16 protein-coding genes are annotated in these 16,230 nt (G+C 67.6%); 15 read left to right on the forward strand and 1 reads right to left on the reverse strand.

Annotation, left to right across the window (positions count from 1 at the left end; genetic code table 11):
- Positions 1-23: 23 nt before the first annotated feature.
- On the reverse strand, positions 24-971 hold the full coding sequence (locus tag ACQY4K_RS16955) for a peptidylprolyl isomerase (protein ID WP_428391376.1): 948 nt from the start codon (positions 969-971) through the stop codon (positions 24-26).
- Positions 972-1,140: 169 nt separating this feature from the next.
- On the opposite strand from ACQY4K_RS16955, the gene secA reads away from it, so the two are divergent.
- The 15 genes from secA to ftsH all read left to right on the forward strand — a co-directional run bounded on the left by secA (position 1,141) and on the right by ftsH (position 16,202).
- Complete coding sequence (secA, locus tag ACQY4K_RS16960; protein ID WP_428391377.1) at positions 1,141-3,864, forward strand: preprotein translocase subunit SecA; 2,724 nt, start codon at positions 1,141-1,143, stop codon at positions 3,862-3,864.
- 61 nt (positions 3,865-3,925) lie between these two features.
- A complete protein-coding gene (locus ACQY4K_RS16965; RefSeq protein ID WP_428391378.1) occupies positions 3,926-4,297 on the forward strand; it encodes a DUF4279 domain-containing protein in 372 nt (123 codons plus the stop codon).
- Positions 4,297-5,043, forward strand: coding sequence for a YebC/PmpR family DNA-binding transcriptional regulator (locus tag ACQY4K_RS16970; RefSeq protein WP_428391379.1), 747 nt, complete (start codon positions 4,297-4,299; stop codon positions 5,041-5,043). Before ACQY4K_RS16965 ends, ACQY4K_RS16970 begins: the two co-directional genes overlap by 1 nt.
- Positions 5,040-5,546 (forward strand): crossover junction endodeoxyribonuclease RuvC, encoded by a 507-nt coding sequence (ruvC, locus tag ACQY4K_RS16975; RefSeq protein WP_428396184.1) that lies wholly within the window; start codon positions 5,040-5,042, stop codon positions 5,544-5,546. The genes ACQY4K_RS16970 and ruvC overlap by 4 nt, the downstream gene beginning before the upstream one ends.
- Positions 5,543-6,151 carry a Holliday junction branch migration protein RuvA gene (gene ruvA / locus ACQY4K_RS16980; protein WP_428391380.1) on the forward strand — a complete coding sequence of 203 codons (609 nt, stop codon included), beginning with the start codon at positions 5,543-5,545 and terminating at the stop codon, positions 6,149-6,151. The genes ruvC and ruvA overlap by 4 nt, the downstream gene beginning before the upstream one ends.
- Complete coding sequence (gene ruvB, locus ACQY4K_RS16985) at positions 6,148-7,185, forward strand: Holliday junction branch migration DNA helicase RuvB (RefSeq protein ID WP_428391381.1); 1,038 nt, start codon at positions 6,148-6,150, stop codon at positions 7,183-7,185. Before ruvA ends, ruvB begins: the two co-directional genes overlap by 4 nt.
- Positions 7,186-7,188: 3 nt before the next feature.
- On the forward strand, positions 7,189-7,620 hold the full coding sequence (locus ACQY4K_RS16990) for a YbgC/FadM family acyl-CoA thioesterase (protein WP_428391382.1): 432 nt from the start codon (positions 7,189-7,191) through the stop codon (positions 7,618-7,620).
- Positions 7,621-7,692: 72 nt separating this feature from the next.
- The gene (gene tolQ / locus ACQY4K_RS16995) at positions 7,693-8,391 is read left to right on the forward strand and encodes a protein TolQ (RefSeq protein ID WP_428396186.1); all 699 of its coding nucleotides are present in this window, start codon (positions 7,693-7,695) and stop codon (positions 8,389-8,391) included.
- A 3-nt stretch (positions 8,392-8,394) separates the two neighbouring features.
- On the forward strand, positions 8,395-8,838 hold the full coding sequence (gene tolR, locus ACQY4K_RS17000) for a protein TolR (RefSeq protein ID WP_428391383.1): 444 nt from the start codon (positions 8,395-8,397) through the stop codon (positions 8,836-8,838).
- A gap of 10 nt (positions 8,839-8,848) precedes the next feature.
- Positions 8,849-9,832: an energy transducer TonB gene (locus tag ACQY4K_RS17005; RefSeq protein ID WP_428391384.1), complete on the forward strand. Its 984-nt coding sequence runs from the start codon at positions 8,849-8,851 to the stop codon at positions 9,830-9,832.
- A gap of 25 nt (positions 9,833-9,857) precedes the next feature.
- Entirely contained in the window at positions 9,858-11,231 is a 1,374-nt protein-coding gene (tolB, locus tag ACQY4K_RS17010) for a Tol-Pal system beta propeller repeat protein TolB (protein ID WP_428391385.1), read from the forward strand.
- Between the two features lie 135 nt (positions 11,232-11,366).
- Entirely contained in the window at positions 11,367-11,849 is a 483-nt protein-coding gene (gene pal / locus ACQY4K_RS17015; protein ID WP_428391386.1) for a peptidoglycan-associated lipoprotein Pal, read from the forward strand.
- Between the two features lie 127 nt (positions 11,850-11,976).
- The gene (locus ACQY4K_RS17020; protein WP_428391387.1) at positions 11,977-12,843 is read left to right on the forward strand and encodes a hypothetical protein; all 867 of its coding nucleotides are present in this window, start codon (positions 11,977-11,979) and stop codon (positions 12,841-12,843) included.
- On the forward strand, positions 12,834-14,081 hold the full coding sequence (gene tilS, locus ACQY4K_RS17025; RefSeq protein WP_428391388.1) for a tRNA lysidine(34) synthetase TilS: 1,248 nt from the start codon (positions 12,834-12,836) through the stop codon (positions 14,079-14,081). The genes ACQY4K_RS17020 and tilS overlap by 10 nt, the downstream gene beginning before the upstream one ends.
- 192 nt (positions 14,082-14,273) lie before the next feature.
- A complete protein-coding gene (gene ftsH / locus ACQY4K_RS17030; RefSeq protein WP_428396188.1) occupies positions 14,274-16,202 on the forward strand; it encodes an ATP-dependent zinc metalloprotease FtsH in 1,929 nt (642 codons plus the stop codon).
- Positions 16,203-16,230 lie beyond the last annotated feature (28 nt).

Genomic DNA, 16,230 nt, shown 5'->3' on the forward strand with positions numbered 1-16,230 from the left:
GCCTTGGCCTGGTGCGCCTTGGCCTAGTGCGTCTTGGGTGCCGCGCCGGCCGGCGGCGTCTCGTCCGCGGCGGTCACCTTGCTGCCGTCGGGCTTGTAGCGCACCACCTTGACGTCGGCGAGGGCGGTCTGCACGACGCCGCGGACCTTCTGCTGGATCAGTTGCTGGCGGAGCTGGTCCTTGACGGTGGCGAACGGCGGCGGCGGCGCCGTGCGCGTGCCGAGCACCTGGATCACGTGCCAGCCATATTGCGTGTGCACCGGCTTTTGCGTGGTCTGGCCCGGTTTCAGGGAAAAGGCTGCATCCGAGAAGGCCGGCAGCATGTCGCCGCGCTTGAACCAGCCGAGGTCGCCGCCGTTCTGTGCCGCCGACGCCTTGTCGGTGGAAAGGCTGGTTGCGAGCTTGGCGAAATCGGCGCCGGCATCGAGCTTCTTGATGACAGACTTGGCCTGCGCTTCGGTGGGGACGAGAATATGGCGCGCATGCACCTCCTCCTCGCCGGGCTTGCTGGCGACGGTCTTGGCATAGAGCGCCTGCACCGCGTCGTCGTTCACCTCGGGGCCGATCTTGCGTGTGAGATAGACGTTCTGCAACGCGCTGTCGGCGGCCGACTGCATGACCTGCTTCACCTGCGGATCCTTCTGCAGCCCCTCGTTGTGGGCGGCGATCAGCAGTGCCTTCTCGTCGATGACCTGGTTGACAACCATCGGAAACAGCATGTTCGGCGGCAGACTGCGTGCCTGCTCGGGCAGCGATTGGGCGGCGACACGCACGTCGTCCAGGTGGATCGGCTCGCCGTTGACGCTCGCGATCACTGGATTCGGATTGGTCGGCTTCGTCTTGCCGGCGGCATGATCTGCGTTCGGAGCACTCTTGGGGGCAATTTGCGCCATGGCCGCGTGGCCCAGGACGAGCGGGGAGACGGTGAGCAGGACAGCGGCCAGAGCCGCGGCCGGGCTGGAAAGCCGCATGAATGAGAGACCTTAATATTCGAGTTGCGGGCGGTTATGGCGGAACCCGTCACCCCCGGCAAGGCGAGCGGCTTTTGTTGACCCGGGCGGGTGCGGGTCTTATCTCAAGGCCGCTCGTCCCTGGACATGGCCCGCGCCTCCGTGGCCCTGCCGCCGCCGGAAAGCCCTGATGTTCGCAACGCTCGCACGCAGCCTGTTTGGTTCCGCCAATGACCGCTCGCTGAAGTCTTACAGGCGCCGGGTGCCGGAGATCGCCGCCCATGAGACCCGCTTGCGGGCTTTGGGCGACGCCGCCCTGGCATCCCGGACGGACGAGTTCCGCTCGCGTATCGCCGAAGGCACGAGCCTGGATGCGTTGCTCCCCGAAGCCTTCGCGGTGGTGCGCGAGGCATCGCGCCGGGTGCTCGGCATGCGGCATTTCGACGTGCAGCTGATCGGCGGCATGGTGCTGCATTCCGGCCGCATCGCCGAGATGCGCACCGGCGAGGGCAAGACCCTGGTCGCCACCCTGCCGGTCTATCTCAACGCGCTGTCCGGCCGCGGTGTGCATGTGGTGACGGTGAATGACTACCTGGCCCGTCGCGACGCCGAGGAGATGGGGGTGCTCTATGGCTTCCTCGGCCTGACCGTTGGCGTCATCGTGCCCAACCTGTCCGACCCCGAGCGCCAGGCCGCCTACCAGGCGGATGTTACCTACGGCACCAACAACGAGTTCGGCTTCGACTATCTGCGCGACAACATGAAGTACCGGCTCGAGGACATGGTCCAGCGGCCGTTCAACTACGGCATCGTCGACGAGGTGGACTCCATCCTGATCGACGAGGCGCGCACGCCGCTGATCATCTCGGGGCCGGCGGAGGACAGCTCCGACCTGTATCGTCGGGTCGACGAGCTGGTCAAAACGCTGGTCCGCGACCCCGCGGTCTATGAGAAGGACGAGAAATTCCGCAGCGTGATCCTGACCGACGCCGGCTCGGAGAAGGTCGAGGAGATGCTGGTCGAGGCCGGCATCGTCACCGAGGGCGCGCTGTATGACGTGTCCAACATCGCGGTCGTGCATCACGTGCAGCAATCCTTACGCGCGCACACGCTCTTCGCGCGCGACGTCGACTACATCGTGCGCCAGGACAAGGTGATCATCATCGACGAGTTCACCGGCCGGATGATGGACGGCCGGCGCTACTCCGACGGGCTGCACCAGGCGCTCGAAGCCAAGGAGCATGTCGAAATCCAGCAGGAGAACCAGACGCTCGCCTCGATCACCTTCCAGAACTATTTCCGGCTCTATCCCAAGCTCTCCGGCATGACCGGCACGGCGATGACCGAGGCCGACGAGTTCGCCGAGATCTACAAGCTGGACGCGGTCGAAATCCCGACCAACGTGCCGGTCATCCGCAAGGATGGCGACGACGAGGTCTATCTGAACGCGCGCGAGAAGTTCGCAGCCGTCGGCACGCTGATCGAGGAGACCCATGCCAAGGGCCAGCCAATCCTGGTCGGCACCACCAGCATCGAGAAAAGCGAGATGCTGTCCGAGCTGCTCAACAAGCGCGGGGTGAAGCATAACGTCTTGAATGCGCGCTTCCACGAGATGGAGGCGACGATCATCGCCCAGGCCGGGGCTCCGGGTGCGATTACGATCGCCACCAACATGGCCGGGCGCGGTACCGACATCAAACTCGGCGGCAATCCCGAAATGCGGGTGAAGCAGGAGCTCAGTGACATCGCCGACGAGGTCGAGCGGGTGGCGCGCGAGGCGGCATTGCGCGACCAGGTGACGATCTGGCACGAGGACGTTAAGACCGCCGGCGGCCTGTTCGTGATCGGCACCGAACGCCATGAGAGCCGGCGCATCGACAACCAGCTCCGCGGGCGCTCCGGCCGTCAGGGCGATCCCGGCGCCTCACGCTTCTTCCTGTCTCTGGAAGACGACCTGATGCGCATCTTCGGCTCCGAGCGGATGTCGGGGATGCTGCAGCGGCTGGGGCTGAAGGAGGGCGAGGCGATCGTCCATCCCTGGATCAACCGGGCGCTGGAAAAGGCGCAGAAGAAGGTCGAGGCGCGCAACTTCGACACACGCAAGAACCTGCTGAAATATGACGACGTGATGAACGACCAGCGCCGCGAGGTCTATGCGCAGCGCCGCGCCTTCATGGCTGCGGACGACGTCACCGAGACCATCACCCAGATGCGGCACGAGCTGATCGAGGGCCTGGTCGCGGCGCGCATTCCCGAGCGCGCCTTCGCCGAGCAATGGGAGAGCGACGCGCTCGCCGAGGACCTCAACCGGTTGCTGGCACTCAATTTGCCGATCGCCGAATGGGCGCGCGAGGACGGCATGGACGCGCAAAGCGTCACCGAGCGCGCGCAGGCGGCGGCGGATGCGGCGATGGCGGCAAAAGCAGCCACTTTCGGCGACGGGGTGATGCAATACATCGAAAAGCAGTTGCTGCTGACCACGCTGGATTCCGTCTGGAAAGAGCATCTGCTGCTGCTCGACCAGCTCCGCCAAGGCATCGGTCTGCGCGCCTATGCGCAGAAGGATCCGCTGAACGAATACAAGCGCGAGGCCTTCAAGCTGTTCCACGTCATGCTCGACGAGATGCGCGAGCGGGTGACATCGATGCTGGCCCGTGTCGAACTCGGACCGGCTCCGGAGCCCGCCGCGTTCGCGCCGCCAGAGTTCATGGCCGACCCGTTCCCCGGGATGGGAGAGTTCGAGTTCGTGCGCGAACCGGCGATGGCCCTGGAAACCGCCGGTGCGGCCGTGCTGTCGGACGTCATGGAGCCGGCGCAAACGACGCTTGCCGCCTATCCCGAAACCCCGCGCAACGCCACCTGCCCATGCGGCTCGGGACGCAAATACAAGCACTGCCACGGCAAGGCAGGCTGAACAGGACGGGTAACACGTTGCAGGAGTCGCGATGGGTCCGGTTGCCAGGACGCGTGTAACGTTGAGCTTCCACGGCGACGATCTTGAGCCTGACGCGCTCACGGCCGCGCTGAACTGTCAGCCTTCCAGGACAACACGCAAGGGCGACCCGCAGAATTCCGAGCGTGTCTGGAGGACCGGATCCTGGCTGCTTCGGACTGACACGTCCTGCGATGGGGATCTGGACAATCAGATCACGACGTTGCTGGATTTGTGCACCTCTGACCTTGCAGTCTGGAGCCATCTCTGCAGTCGCTATAAAGGCAGGCTGTTCTGCGGACTGTTCCTCTCTAACGACAATCAGGGGCTTAGCTTGGAAGCGCATACGCTGGCCCGGATCGGAACGCGGGGCTTGCGACTGGATCTCGACATCTACGGTGCGGAGACACCCTGATGGCCGGACATTCGCAGTTCAAGAACATCATGCATCGCAAGGGCGCGCAGGATGCGCGCCGGGCGCGGCAGTTCGCCAAGGTGATCCGCGAGATTACGGTGGCGGCGCGCTCCGGACTGCCGGATGCGGCCGCCAATCCGCGTCTGCGCGCAGCCCTGGTGGCGGCGCGGCAGATGAACATGCCCAAGGACACCATCGACCGCGCGGTCAGGAAGGCGGCCGGGGCGAGTGCATCGGACGATTACGTCGAGGTGCGCTACGAGGGCTACGGGCCGGGCGGGGCGGCGGTGATCGTCGAGGCGCTGACCGACAATCGCAACCGGACCGCCTCGGACGTGCGCGCCGCCTTCTCCAAGCATGGCGGCACGCTGGGCGAGCCGAACTCGGTTGCGTTCCTATTCACCCGACTCGGCGCGATCCGCTATGCCGAAGGCGTCGCGTCGGAGGACGAGATGCTGGAGGCCGCGATCGAGGCCGGGGCGGATGAGGCGACCAAGGATGAAGCGGAGGGGCATGAGGTGACCTGCGAAGTGGAGTCCTACTTCGCGGTGTGCGACGCCCTGGAGGCGCGCTTCGGGCCGGCGGAGTCGGCCGCGATCGCGTGGCGCCCGGCGATGCGGGTCGGCCTGGACGAGAAAGGGGGTGCGGCGATGCTCAGGCTGATCGAAGCGCTTGAGGACAATGACGACGTGCAGTCGGTCCATACGAACTACGATTTGCCGGACGCGGCGGAGCCTTCCGACTGACCCGGATCATCGGGATCGATCCGGGCCTGCGTTTCACCGGCTGGGGGGTGCTGGAATCGAGCGGCAATCATCTTCGGCACGTCGCGGATGGCGTGCTCGCCACCGACAGCACCGACAGCGTGCCGGACCGCTTGCGGGCGTTGCATGACGGGCTGCAGGCGTTGTTCGTGCGTTTCGCGCCGCGCGAGGCGGCGGTCGAGGAGACCTATGTCAATCGCAACGGTGCCGCCACGCTCAAGCTCGGCTATGCCCGCGGTGTTGCCCTGCTGGCGCCGGCGCTGGCCGGGATCGTGGTTGCCGAGTATGGCGCGATGGCGGTCAAGCGCGCCGTCGTCGGCACCGGGGCGGCGAGCAAGGAGCAGGTCGCGATGATGGTGGGACGGCTGCTGCCGGGTGCGATGCTCCGCCGCGCCGATGCGTCGGACGCGCTGGCGGTGGCGATCTGCCATGCGCATCACCGGGCCTCGCTGCTGCGCGTCGCCGCCGGCGCCCGTATGGCATGATCGCGCAACTCACCGGCGTCGCGGCGCAGATCGAAGCAGACCGCTGCATCATCGACGTGCGCGGCGTCGGCTACCTAATCCAGGCCAGCACCCGCACGATCGCCGCCCTGGCTCGGCCGCCGGAGGAGGTGCGGGTGCTCGTTGAGACGGTGGTGCGCGAGGATGCGATCCTGCTGTATGGCTTTGCCGATGCGGCCGAGCGCGACTGGTTCCGCCTCTTGACGACGGTGCAGGGGGTGGGGGCGAAGCTCGCACTCGCGGTGCTGTCCGGGCTGTCGCCGCGCGACCTTGCGGGTGTGATTGCCACCCACGACCGCGCGAGCCTGACCCGTCTGCCGGGAGTGGGGGCGCGTATAGCCGACCGGCTGCTGAGCGAGTTGCGCGAAAGAGCGGGTGGGATGCAGGTTGGGCCAATGATGCTGGCGGGGATGCCTGGCGGCGGCATTGAGTCGGATGCGCTGGCGGCGCTGTCGGGCCTGGGCTTCCGCAGGCAGGAGGCGTCGCCGGTGGTCGTCGCGGTGCTCGAACGGCTCGGGGCTGGCGCCGACCTCAACAACGTCATCCGCGATAGTCTGCGCGAGCTTGCCCAACGAGCGGCCTCTTGAGCGGACGTGCGGTGGACTCCAGGCGGGTGGAGGAGGATGCCGGCGAGGCCAGTCTGCGGCCGCAACATCTCGGCGAATTCATCGGCCAGAAAGCCAGCCGTGAGAACCTGTCTGTCTTTATCCAGGCGGCGCGGGGACGGGGTGAGGCGCTGGATCATGTTCTGCTGCACGGGCCACCCGGGCTCGGCAAGACCACGCTGGCGCAGATCGTCGCGCGCGAGCTTGGTGTGGGGTTTCGCGCGACCTCCGGGCCGGTGATCCAGCGCGCCGGCGACCTCGCCGCCCTGCTGACCAACCTGCAGCCGCGCGACGTGCTGTTCATCGACGAAATCCACCGGTTGCAGCCGGCCATCGAGGAGGTGCTGTATCCGGCCATGGAGGATTTCCAGCTCGACCTGATCATCGGCGAGGGTCCGGCGGCGCGCTCCGTGCGGATCGATCTCTCGCCGTTCACCCTGGTGGCGGCGACGACGCGGGCCGGATTGCTGGCGACCCCGTTGCGCGACCGCTTCGGCATCCCGCTGCGTCTGGTGTTCTACACCGCCGAGGAGCTGCGTCTGATCGTCTCGCGCGGGGCGGAGTTGCTGCGTTTCGCGCTGACCGGCGAGGCGGCGGAGGAGATCGCGCGTCGCTCGCGCGGCACGCCGCGAATCGCGGGCCGATTGTTGCGACGCGTGCGCGATTTTGCCACTGTCGGCCGCAGCGCGTCGGGCCCGGTCGACCGGTCGCTCGCTGATGCGGCGCTGTCGCGGCTGGAGGTGGACGCGCTCGGCCTCGATGCGATGGATCGACGCTATTTGCGACGCATCGCCGAACATCATCGCGGCGGACCGGTCGGGATCGAGACCCTGGCCGCGGCCCTGTCGGAGGCGCGCGATACGCTGGAGGACGTGGTCGAGCCGTTCCTGATCCAAGAGGGCCTGGTGTTGCGCACCAGCCGTGGCCGCATGCTGGGCGAGCTCGGCTGGCGCCATCTCGGGCTGGTGCCCCCGCCGGTGCAGCCGGGCCAGCTCGATCTGCTGGAAGAAGGCTGAGCCATGCCACGACACGACGCGGAGTTCCGGGTCTATTACGAGGATACCGATGCCGGCGGCGTCATGTATCACGCGAAATACCTGGCGTTCGCCGAGCGTGGCCGTACCGAGGCGATGCGCTCGCTCGGCGCGCCGGTGTCGGACCTGCTCGACAATTTCGGCCTGGGCTTCTTCGTCTCGGCGCTCAGGATCGCCTATCGCCGGCCGGTGCGTCTGGACGAGCTGGTGCGGGTGACCACCTGGCTGCAGTCGCTCGGCGGGGCGCGCTGCCGGCTGCGTCAGTCGATCACCTGCGAGGGCACGGTCGCCGCCGACCTTGAGGTGACGCTGGCCTGCATTCGCGTCGCCGACAACAAGCCGGCGCGCATCCCGCCGCTCTGGCGCGGCGTGCTCGGCGGGCTGGTCAGCGACGCCGCCGAACAATTTGTTTCTTGAAGCGGCCTGGGGTCGCTATGCAGGCGCGGCTATCACGTAGGGGAGACGCATTTGGATCGCGCGGTTGATGCGATGAATCTCGGGGCCGCGGCCACCGGGGACCTGTCGCTGTGGGGTCTGTTCGTGCAGGCGTCGTTCGTTGTCAAGCTGGTGATGCTCGGCCTGGTCGCGGCCAGCGTCTGGGTCTGGGCGATCATCTTCGAGAAGACGATGTCGGTGCGCCGGGCCAACCGCCAGGCCAGCAGCTTCGAGGACCGGTTCTGGTCCGGCGGCAGCCTCGACGACCTCTACGAGACCGACGGCGCCAAGCCGGGGCACCCGGTCGCCGCGGTGTTTGGCGCGGCGATGGGCGAATGGCGACGCTCTGCCCGGGTGAAGGGGGCGGATCTCAGCCGCGGCAGTGTGCAGGAGCGGGTCGACCGGGCGATGGCGATCACCGTCACCCGCGAGATGGAACGGCTGGAGCGCTGGATGATCTTCCTCGCCTCGGTGGGGTCGGTCGCGCCCTTCGTCGGCCTGTTCGGCACGGTCTGGGGCATCATGCATTCGTTCTCGGCGATCGCGGCAATGCACAACACCAACCTGAGCGTGGTCGCCCCCGGCATCGCCGAGGCGCTGCTCGCCACCGCCATCGGCCTGGTGGCGGCGATCCCGGCGGTGCTCGCCTACAACAAGATCAGCCTCGATCTGTCACGCTTCGCGGCGCGGTTGGAGGCGTTCGGCACCGAGTTCGGCGCCATCCTGTCGCGGCAATCCGAAGAGAGGGTCTGAGCCATGGCGGTCTCGCTTGGCGGCCCTGGGCGCAAGGGCGGCCGCAATCGCTACCGGCCGATGTCGGAGATCAACGTCACGCCGATGGTCGACGTGATGCTCGTGCTGCTGATCATCTTCATGGTGACCGCGCCGCTGATGACCAGCGGCGTCAATGTCGACCTGCCGAAGACCGCCGCACAGCAACTCAACGCCGACACCAAGCCGATCACCGTGTCGATCCGCGCCGATGGTTCGCTCTATCTGGGCGACGAGGCGGTCAGCGTCGATCAGTTGGTCAGCCGTCTGCAGGACCTGTCGAAGAACGATCCCGGACACCGGATTTTCGTGCGTGGCGACGCGCATATCGACTATGGCCGGGTCATGCAGGTGATGGGCCGGATCACCTCCGGCGGCTTCACCCATGTGGCCCTGCTTGCGCAGCAGCCCAGCACATCCGGACAATGAGCGGGACCGGATGGCTGCTCGCACCCGCCGCCGCCACGCCGCGCCACCGGACAGCGTGTTGCTGCGTCGTGGCGTGCTGGTCTCGGGCGGGCTGCATCTGCTGGTGCTGTTTTCGCTGATCGTGGTGCTGCCGCAGCGCAAGCCGCCCGAGCCGCCGCCGCCGCAGGCGGTCGAAATGGAGTTCCTGGGCCCGCAGGCCGCCTCGCAAAAGGCCGATCAGGCCAACCCGAGCACGCAGCCGCCAGCGCCGATGCCCAACCCAGCACCACCGAGCCCGACCCCGCCGACCAGGCAGCCGATCGAGGAACCACCGCCGCCGCCACCACCCCCGCCGCCGACACCGCCGGCGCCCGAGGCGCCCCCAAGCCTGCTGCCGCCACCACCCTTGCCGCCCAAGCTCGAGGCGCCATCGCCGGTGCCGTTGCCCGCGCCGCCGCGTCCCAGCCCGCCGACGCCGGCGCATGCCATCAGCCCGCCGACGCCGACACCGCTGCCGGCACTGCCGCAGATGACGCTGCCGTCGCATCTGACGCAGCCGAACAAGACGCATAACGCAACGCCGGACACGCACTCGCTGCTGGCGACCCTGGAGAAGTTCCGCGCCGACCAGAAGCAGACGCACCCGCCGCGCGCCCATGCCAACCCGGCCCAGGGCGGCGCGCCCTCGCGCGGACGCGACATCACCGCGTCGCTGAGCGCCGGCCAGCAGCATGCCATCGGCAGTTCGGTGCGCCGCTGCTACGCGGAAGATACCGAGGCGCGTAACTACGCCCAGTTCCAGGCGCATCTGACGGTGACCGTGGATGCGAGCGGGGTGGCCCGACAGGTGGTGTTCTCGCCGGCCGACCAGGCGCGCATGGCGTCCGATCCGAGCTACCGGGCGCTCGCCGACCGGGCGCGCGCCGCGGTGCTCAGCCCGCTCTGTGCCAAGCTGCCGTTGCCTGCGTCGCAACTCGGGCAGGTGCATGACCTCAAATTCGTCTTCCGGCCATGACGCCGGAGCAGGGAGAACAGTGCCGATGAGCGTCATCTCCACTCTTGGCCGACCCATTCTCGGAAGGCCCATTATCGGAAGGCGGGGCTTGATTGCCAGCGCGGGCCTTGTCGCGTCGCCGCTTTCGGCTCTTGCCAGGCAGGCGCCAACGCCTGGAAACCCGGCGCCAGGTGCGGCCGAGATCACCGTCGATCAGGCGCATAGCGCGCCGATCCCGATCGCGCTGCCATCCTTCGGACCCGGACTCGGCGATCAGATCACCGCTGTGATCACCGCCGACCTCGGCGGCTGCGGCCTGTTCCGGCCGCTTGGCGCGGTGCCGCCGCAGGCCGCCGGCGGCGTGCCCGACTTCGCCACCTACAAGGCCATCGGCGCGCAGGCGCTTGCCGTGGGCGACGTGTCGGGCGCCGGCAGCGGCAGCCTGCGGGTCGAGTTCCGGCTGTGGGACGTGCTGGCCGGCCAGCAGATCCAGGGCACCGCCTACACCACCACAGAGGCCAACTGGCGGCGGATCGCGCATAAGATTGCCGATGTGATCTACCAGCGCATGCTCGGCGAGCGCGGCTACTTTGACACCCGTATCTGCTATGTCGCCCGCTCCGGGCCGCGCGGGCGGCAGGTCACGCGGTTGGCGATCATGGATCAGGACGGCGCCAACAACCGCTATTTGACCAGCGGCCGCTGGCTGGTGCTGACCCCGCGATTCCATCCAACGCGCGACGAGATCGCCTTCATGAGCTACGCCAACAACCGGCCGCGGGTGTATCTGTTCGATCTGGCGAGCGGCCGCGAGCAGGTGCTGGGCGAGTTCCACGGCATCAGCTTTGCGCCGCGCTTTTCCCCGGACGGCAGCGCGGTGGTACTCTCGGCCACACGCGGCGGCGGCTCGGACATCTACCGGGTCGACCTCGCAAGCCGGGTGTCGACGCAACTGACCGACTCCGGGGCGATCGATACCAGTCCCTGCTACAGCCCTGACGGCTCGCAAATCGTCTTCAACTCCGACCGTGACGGCTCGCCGCAGCTCTATGTGATGGCGGCGGGTGGCGGCGGGGCGCGACGCATCAGCTTCGGTAGCGGCCAGTACGGCTCGCCGGTCTGGTCGCCGCGCGGCGACCTCATCGCCTTCACCCGCATCGGGGGTGCTGGCTTCTCGATCGGCGTGATGCAGCCGGATGGCAGCGGCGAGCGGATCCTGACCCAGGGCTTCACCGTCGAGAGCCCCAGTTTCTGCCCGAATGGCAGGGTCCTGGTCTATGACCGGCAGACACGCGCCGGGGCCGGGGGGGCCGGGTTTTCGTCGAGCCTGGCCACGATCGACATCGCCGGCTTCAACGACCACCCGTTGCGCACCCCGGAGGGCGGATCAGGGCCAGCCTGGTCGCCGTTCAACGGATAACAGAGGGATTTTGCAACGGTGGCGAGGAAAATTGACGGACCTTTACCAAACCGGGCGTTGCCGACTTGACCGCATGCGAAACGAGACGGTATCGGCAATTGTCAGCCCACCTCCTCGTTCGCAGGAATGACCACTATGAATATAAAGCTTATCGCGGCACTCGGGCTTGTCGGCTTGCTCGCTGCCTGCTCTGGCCAGAACGCCAACACCGGAGCCGCCTCGGGAATGGGGGCGACCGCAGCGCCGACCGGGGCCGCGGCACCTGGCAGCGAGGCCGACCTCGTCGCCAATGTCGGCGACCGGGTCTATTATGCGCTGAATCGCAGCACCTTGTCGTCGGATGCCGACGCCACGCTGGACCGACAGGCGGCGTGGTTGCAGCGTTATCCGCAGGCGATGGTGCAGATCGCCGGTAATTGCGACGATCGCGGTACCGAGGAGTACAACATCGCCCTCGGCGAGCGCCGCGCCAACGCCGCCCGCGACTATCTCGTGGCCAAGGGTGTCTCGCCGTCGCGGATCACCACGATCTCCTACGGCAAGGACCGCCCGACCGCGCTCGGCGACAACGACCAGGCCTGGGCGCAGAACCGCAACGCCATCACCTCAGTCAAGTAGGGGGCACCTCAGTCAAGTAGGGGGCACCTCAGTCAAGTAGGCGGCAGCAAGGGGGGCAGCGCTGCTCCCCTTCACCCCGTTTTACCCAGCCTGCTACAGTACGTGCGGGATTGCGGATCGGGGAATTATGATGCGGCTTGCGACCACCGGGCTGATTGCGGCGCTTGCCTGCGCCGCGCTGATGCGGGCGATCCCCGCGTCCGCCCAGCTCGAGAGCCGGGAGGCGATCTCCCTGCAGAACCAAATCCTCGAACTGCGCCATGAGATGCAGCAGCGCGGACAGGCTGGTGGCGGCGATATGGCGGCACCGGTGGCACCTCCAATCGGCGGGGCGCCGTCCTCGCGCGATCAGGGGGCGCCAGATCAGGGGGCGCCCGACGCGGGGGCGGCCACCGCCCTGACCCCGCAATTGCTGAACCGGGTTGCCACCCTGGAGGAGGAGGTGCGCACCCTGCGCGGCCAACTTGACCAGCTCACCAACCAGGTGCAGCAGCAGAGTGCCGCCCTGAGCAAGCAGATCGGCGACCTCGGCTTCGCCATGCAGCAGTCCCATCCGGCGGCACCACCTGCCACGGCACACGAGGCGGCGCCGACCAAGCCTCTGCATCGACGGTCGGCGGAAGAGGCGTTGCGCGACGGCAATGCGGCGCTGGCGCATGGCCACGCCTCGGCAGCGGAGGCCGACGCGCGCGAGGCACTGGCAAACGCGCATGCCCAGTTCCAGACCGACGCGCGCTTTCTGCTGGCTCAGGCCTACGCCGGACAGCATCAGTATCAGAAGGCCACCACCGCCTATTATGACGTCTACACGCACGCCCCGCATTCGAACCGGGCCGGCGACGCGCTGCTGGGTGTGAGCACGTCTCTGCTCGCACTCGGCGACAAAAAGGACGCCTGCCAGGCGCTCCAGCAACTGCACGCCAGCGACATCCATCCATCGCCGCACGTGCGCAAGGAAGCGGCCTCCGTGCATGCGCGTGCGGGTTGCCGCTGAGCCTGCAGCCGGTCAGCGGTGACGAGTTTGCCGGCCTGATCGCGCCGCTCGGTCCCTGGGCGGGTGCGTCGCGTATTGCAGTCGCGGTGTCCGGCGGGGCGGACTCGCTGTGCCTGGCGTTGCTGGCGGCACGCTGGGCGGCCGCGCGCGGCATCGCGACCTGTGGCCTGATCGTCGATCACGCCTTGCGTCCCGCCGCCGCCGCCGAGGCTGAGACCACCCGGGCGAGGCTCTCTGCGCATGCGATCGATGCGGTGATCCTGCGGCTGCGCGGCCTGGATCATGGGCCGGCCCTGGCGGCGCGCGCACGCGCGGCGCGCTACGCCGCTTTGACCGAGGCCTGCCGCCAGCGCGGCCTCGTCGACCTGCTGCTCGGCCACCACGCCGGCGACCAGGCGGAGACCGTGCTGATGCGCAGCCGCGCCGGCAGCGGCCCGGACGGGCTCGCCGGCATGGCAGCGATCGCGGAGACCAACGATCTGCGGCTGCTCAGGCCCTTGCTCGGGATCGACCCGGCGCGGTTGCGGCATACACTCCAGGCGATGGGGCTCGACTGGGTGGAGGATCCTTCAAACCGCGACGTGCGGGCTTTGCGCACGCGCCTGCGATCGGAACTCGCGGACAACCCAGCCTTGGCCGCCGACCTGCGCGCCGAGGCGCGGGCGGCGGGCAACCGCCGTGCCGACCACGATGCGGCGCAGGCGGCGCTGCTCGCCGGCTCGGCGATGTTGCGGCCCGAAGGCTTTGCCCTGCTGCCGCGCGGGCTGCTGCCGCCCAGGGCGCTGGCGGCGCTGCTGCGCACGATCGCGGGGGCTGCGCACGCGCCGCCGGCAGCTTCGGTCGAGGCCCTTACGCGTCGGCCAAGGTTGGCGACCCTCGGTGGCGCGCGGCTGCTGCCGGCGGGTCGGCTCGGGGCCGGTTGGCTGGTGGTGCGCGAGGCGTCGCAGGTGCAGGGCCCGATCATGGCTGCGCCCGGCGTGTTTTGGGACCGGCGCTTTCGTCTATGCGCTCAGGCAGTGCCCAAGGGCGCCACGATCGCGGCCAGGCGGCATCCGGGCCTGCCAGCGAGGGTCGGCGCGGTGATGCCGGCTCTGCTCGATGCCGCCGGAGATGTTTGCGCGGGCGCGCGGTTCGAACTGGTGCCGCCTTCCCCGGCGACGGCGGCTCCGAGCTTTCCCGAACAGGCCCGGCTTTCTGGGGCAGCGCGGGTAAACGATAACTATTTAGAGATCAAATGACGCAATAATCAGGGATGCGCGGCGCGGCATGGCTTCCTATGTGAGCATGACATTCAGGCTGGTATTCCGCTGCGCAGGACCGCTAGGCTCGGTTCGCGTGCGTTGTTTATCGGGATTGGCTTGACGAAAGAAATCGGCGGTATGACACCGGATCCTCAAGCGGGCTCCGGGTAGCGTGGAAACAAGAGCGTGATGAGCAATTTCGGCCGGAACCTGGCGCTGTGGGTCATCATCGCGGTGATGCTCGTGCTGCTGTTCAACGTCTTCCAGCCGGGCAGCGCGCAGCACGCCTCCCAGCAACTCGCTTATTCCGATTTCATCGGTGACGTGAATGGCGGTCGGGTGCGGTCCGTCGTTATCCAGCAGCACAATGTCACCGGCACGCTCACCGACGGCACCAGCTTCGAGACCTATTTGCCGGACGACCCGACCCTGGTGTCGCGCCTGACCGGTAAGGGCGTCGAGGTGGTGGCCAAGCCGGAGGAGAGCGACGTCAATCCGCTGCTGCGCTATTTGCTCCAGTGGCTGCCGATGCTGCTGCTGATCGGCGCCTGGTTCTTCGTGATGCGGCAGATGCAGTCCGGCGGCGGGCGCGCCATGGGCTTCGGCAAGTCCCGCGCGCGCATGCTGACCGAAAAGCAAGGCCGTATCACCTTTGACGATGTGGCCGGCATCGACGAGGCGAAGGGCGAACTGCAGGAAGTCGTCGAATTCCTCAAGGACCCGCAGAAGTTCCAGCGTCTCGGTGGCAAGATCCCCAAGGGCGTTCTGCTGATCGGGCCACCCGGCACCGGCAAGACGCTGCTCGCCCGCGCCATCGCCGGCGAAGCCAACGTGCCGTTCTTCACCATCTCCGGCTCCGACTTTGTCGAGATGTTCGTCGGTGTCGGCGCCTCGCGTGTGCGCGACATGTTCGAGCAGGGCAAAAAGTCGGCCCCCTGCATCATCTTCATTGACGAGATCGATGCGGTCGGCCGGCATCGTGGCGCCGGCCTCGGCGGCGGCAATGACGAGCGGGAGCAGACTCTCAACCAGATGCTCGTTGAGATGGACGGCTTCGAGAGCAACGAGGGCGTCATCCTGATCGCCGCCACCAACCGGCCCGACGTGCTTGACCCGGCCTTGTTGCGTCCCGGCCGCTTCGACCGGCAGGTCGTCGTGCCCAACCCGGACGTGAACGGACGCGAGAAGATCCTGCGCGTGCACATGCGCAAGGTGCCGCTGGCGAGCGACGTCGAGCCGAAGGTGATTGCACGCGGCACACCGGGCTTCTCCGGTGCCGACCTTGCCAACCTGGTCAATGAGGCGGCGCTGCTCGCGGCGCGGCTCGGCAAGCGCACGGTCGCCATGCTCGAATTCGAGAACGCCAAGGACAAGGTCATGATGGGCGCCGAGCGCCGCTCACTGGTGATGAGCGAGGAGGAGAAGCGCCTCACCGCCTATCACGAAGGCGGCCATGCGCTTTGCGCGCTCTACGAGCCGGAAAGCGACCCGCTGCACAAGGTGACGATCATCCCGCGCGGACGCGCCTTGGGCGTGACCTTCAGCCTGCCGGAGAACGACCGTCTGTCCGAGAGTCGCGCCTATCTCAAGTCGCTGCTGGTCAAGATCATGGGCGGCCGTGTGGCCGAGGAAATCATCCTCGGCGCCGACAAGGTCACCGGCGGTGCGGCCAGCGACATCAAGCAAGCGACACGCGTTGCCCGCATGATGGTCACCGAGCTCGGCATGAGCGACAAGCTCGGCATGATCTCCTATGGCGACAACAGTCAGGAGGTTTTCCTGGGTCACTCGGTCACGCAAAACAAGAATGTCTCGGAGCAGACTGCGCGTGAGATAGAGGCCGAGGTCAAGTCGATGATCGACTCCGGCTACAATCGTGCCAAGGAGATCCTGATCGAGCATATCGACGAGCTGCATATGCTGGCCAACGGCCTGCTCGAATACGAGACCTTGTCCGGGCAGGAGGTGCGCCAGATCCTTCGCGGCGAGAAAATCGTGCGCGCCGTGGTGGACGACCCGATGCCGGAGACGCGCCGCGCCTCGGTGCCCAGCACGGGCAGTCTCCGTCCCGACCCGGCGCCCGGCGGCGGCCTGGATCCGGCCCCGCAACCGGGCTGATAACAGAGCGATCCATCGTACAGCATCG

The organism is Lichenicoccus sp. (genome assembly GCF_965276875.1).
Classification (GTDB): Bacteria; Pseudomonadota; Alphaproteobacteria; order Acetobacterales; family Acetobacteraceae; genus Lichenicoccus.

Bases quoted from the DNA above. Each gene is read 5' to 3' on its own strand.
- ftsH (WP_428396188.1), top strand. From the start codon at position 14,274: ATGAGCAATTTCGGCCGGAACCTGGCGCTGTGGGTCATCATCGCGGTG.
- tolB (WP_428391385.1), top strand. From the start codon at position 9,858: ATGAGCGTCATCTCCACTCTTGGCCGACCCATTCTCGGAAGGCCCATT.
- tolQ (WP_428396186.1), top strand. From the start codon at position 7,693: ATGAATCTCGGGGCCGCGGCCACCGGGGACCTGTCGCTGTGGGGTCTG.
- tolR (WP_428391383.1), top strand. From the start codon at position 8,395: ATGGCGGTCTCGCTTGGCGGCCCTGGGCGCAAGGGCGGCCGCAATCGC.
- ruvA (WP_428391380.1), top strand. From the start codon at position 5,543: ATGATCGCGCAACTCACCGGCGTCGCGGCGCAGATCGAAGCAGACCGC.
- ACQY4K_RS16955 (WP_428391376.1), bottom strand. From the start codon at position 971: ATGCGGCTTTCCAGCCCGGCCGCGGCTCTGGCCGCTGTCCTGCTCACC.
- ACQY4K_RS16970 (WP_428391379.1), top strand. From the start codon at position 4,297: ATGGCCGGACATTCGCAGTTCAAGAACATCATGCATCGCAAGGGCGCG.
- secA (WP_428391377.1), top strand. From the start codon at position 1,141: ATGTTCGCAACGCTCGCACGCAGCCTGTTTGGTTCCGCCAATGACCGC.
- ACQY4K_RS16990 (WP_428391382.1), top strand. From the start codon at position 7,189: ATGCCACGACACGACGCGGAGTTCCGGGTCTATTACGAGGATACCGAT.
- pal (WP_428391386.1), top strand. From the start codon at position 11,367: ATGAATATAAAGCTTATCGCGGCACTCGGGCTTGTCGGCTTGCTCGCT.
- ACQY4K_RS17020 (WP_428391387.1), top strand. From the start codon at position 11,977: ATGATGCGGCTTGCGACCACCGGGCTGATTGCGGCGCTTGCCTGCGCC.
- ACQY4K_RS17005 (WP_428391384.1), top strand. From the start codon at position 8,849: ATGGCTGCTCGCACCCGCCGCCGCCACGCCGCGCCACCGGACAGCGTG.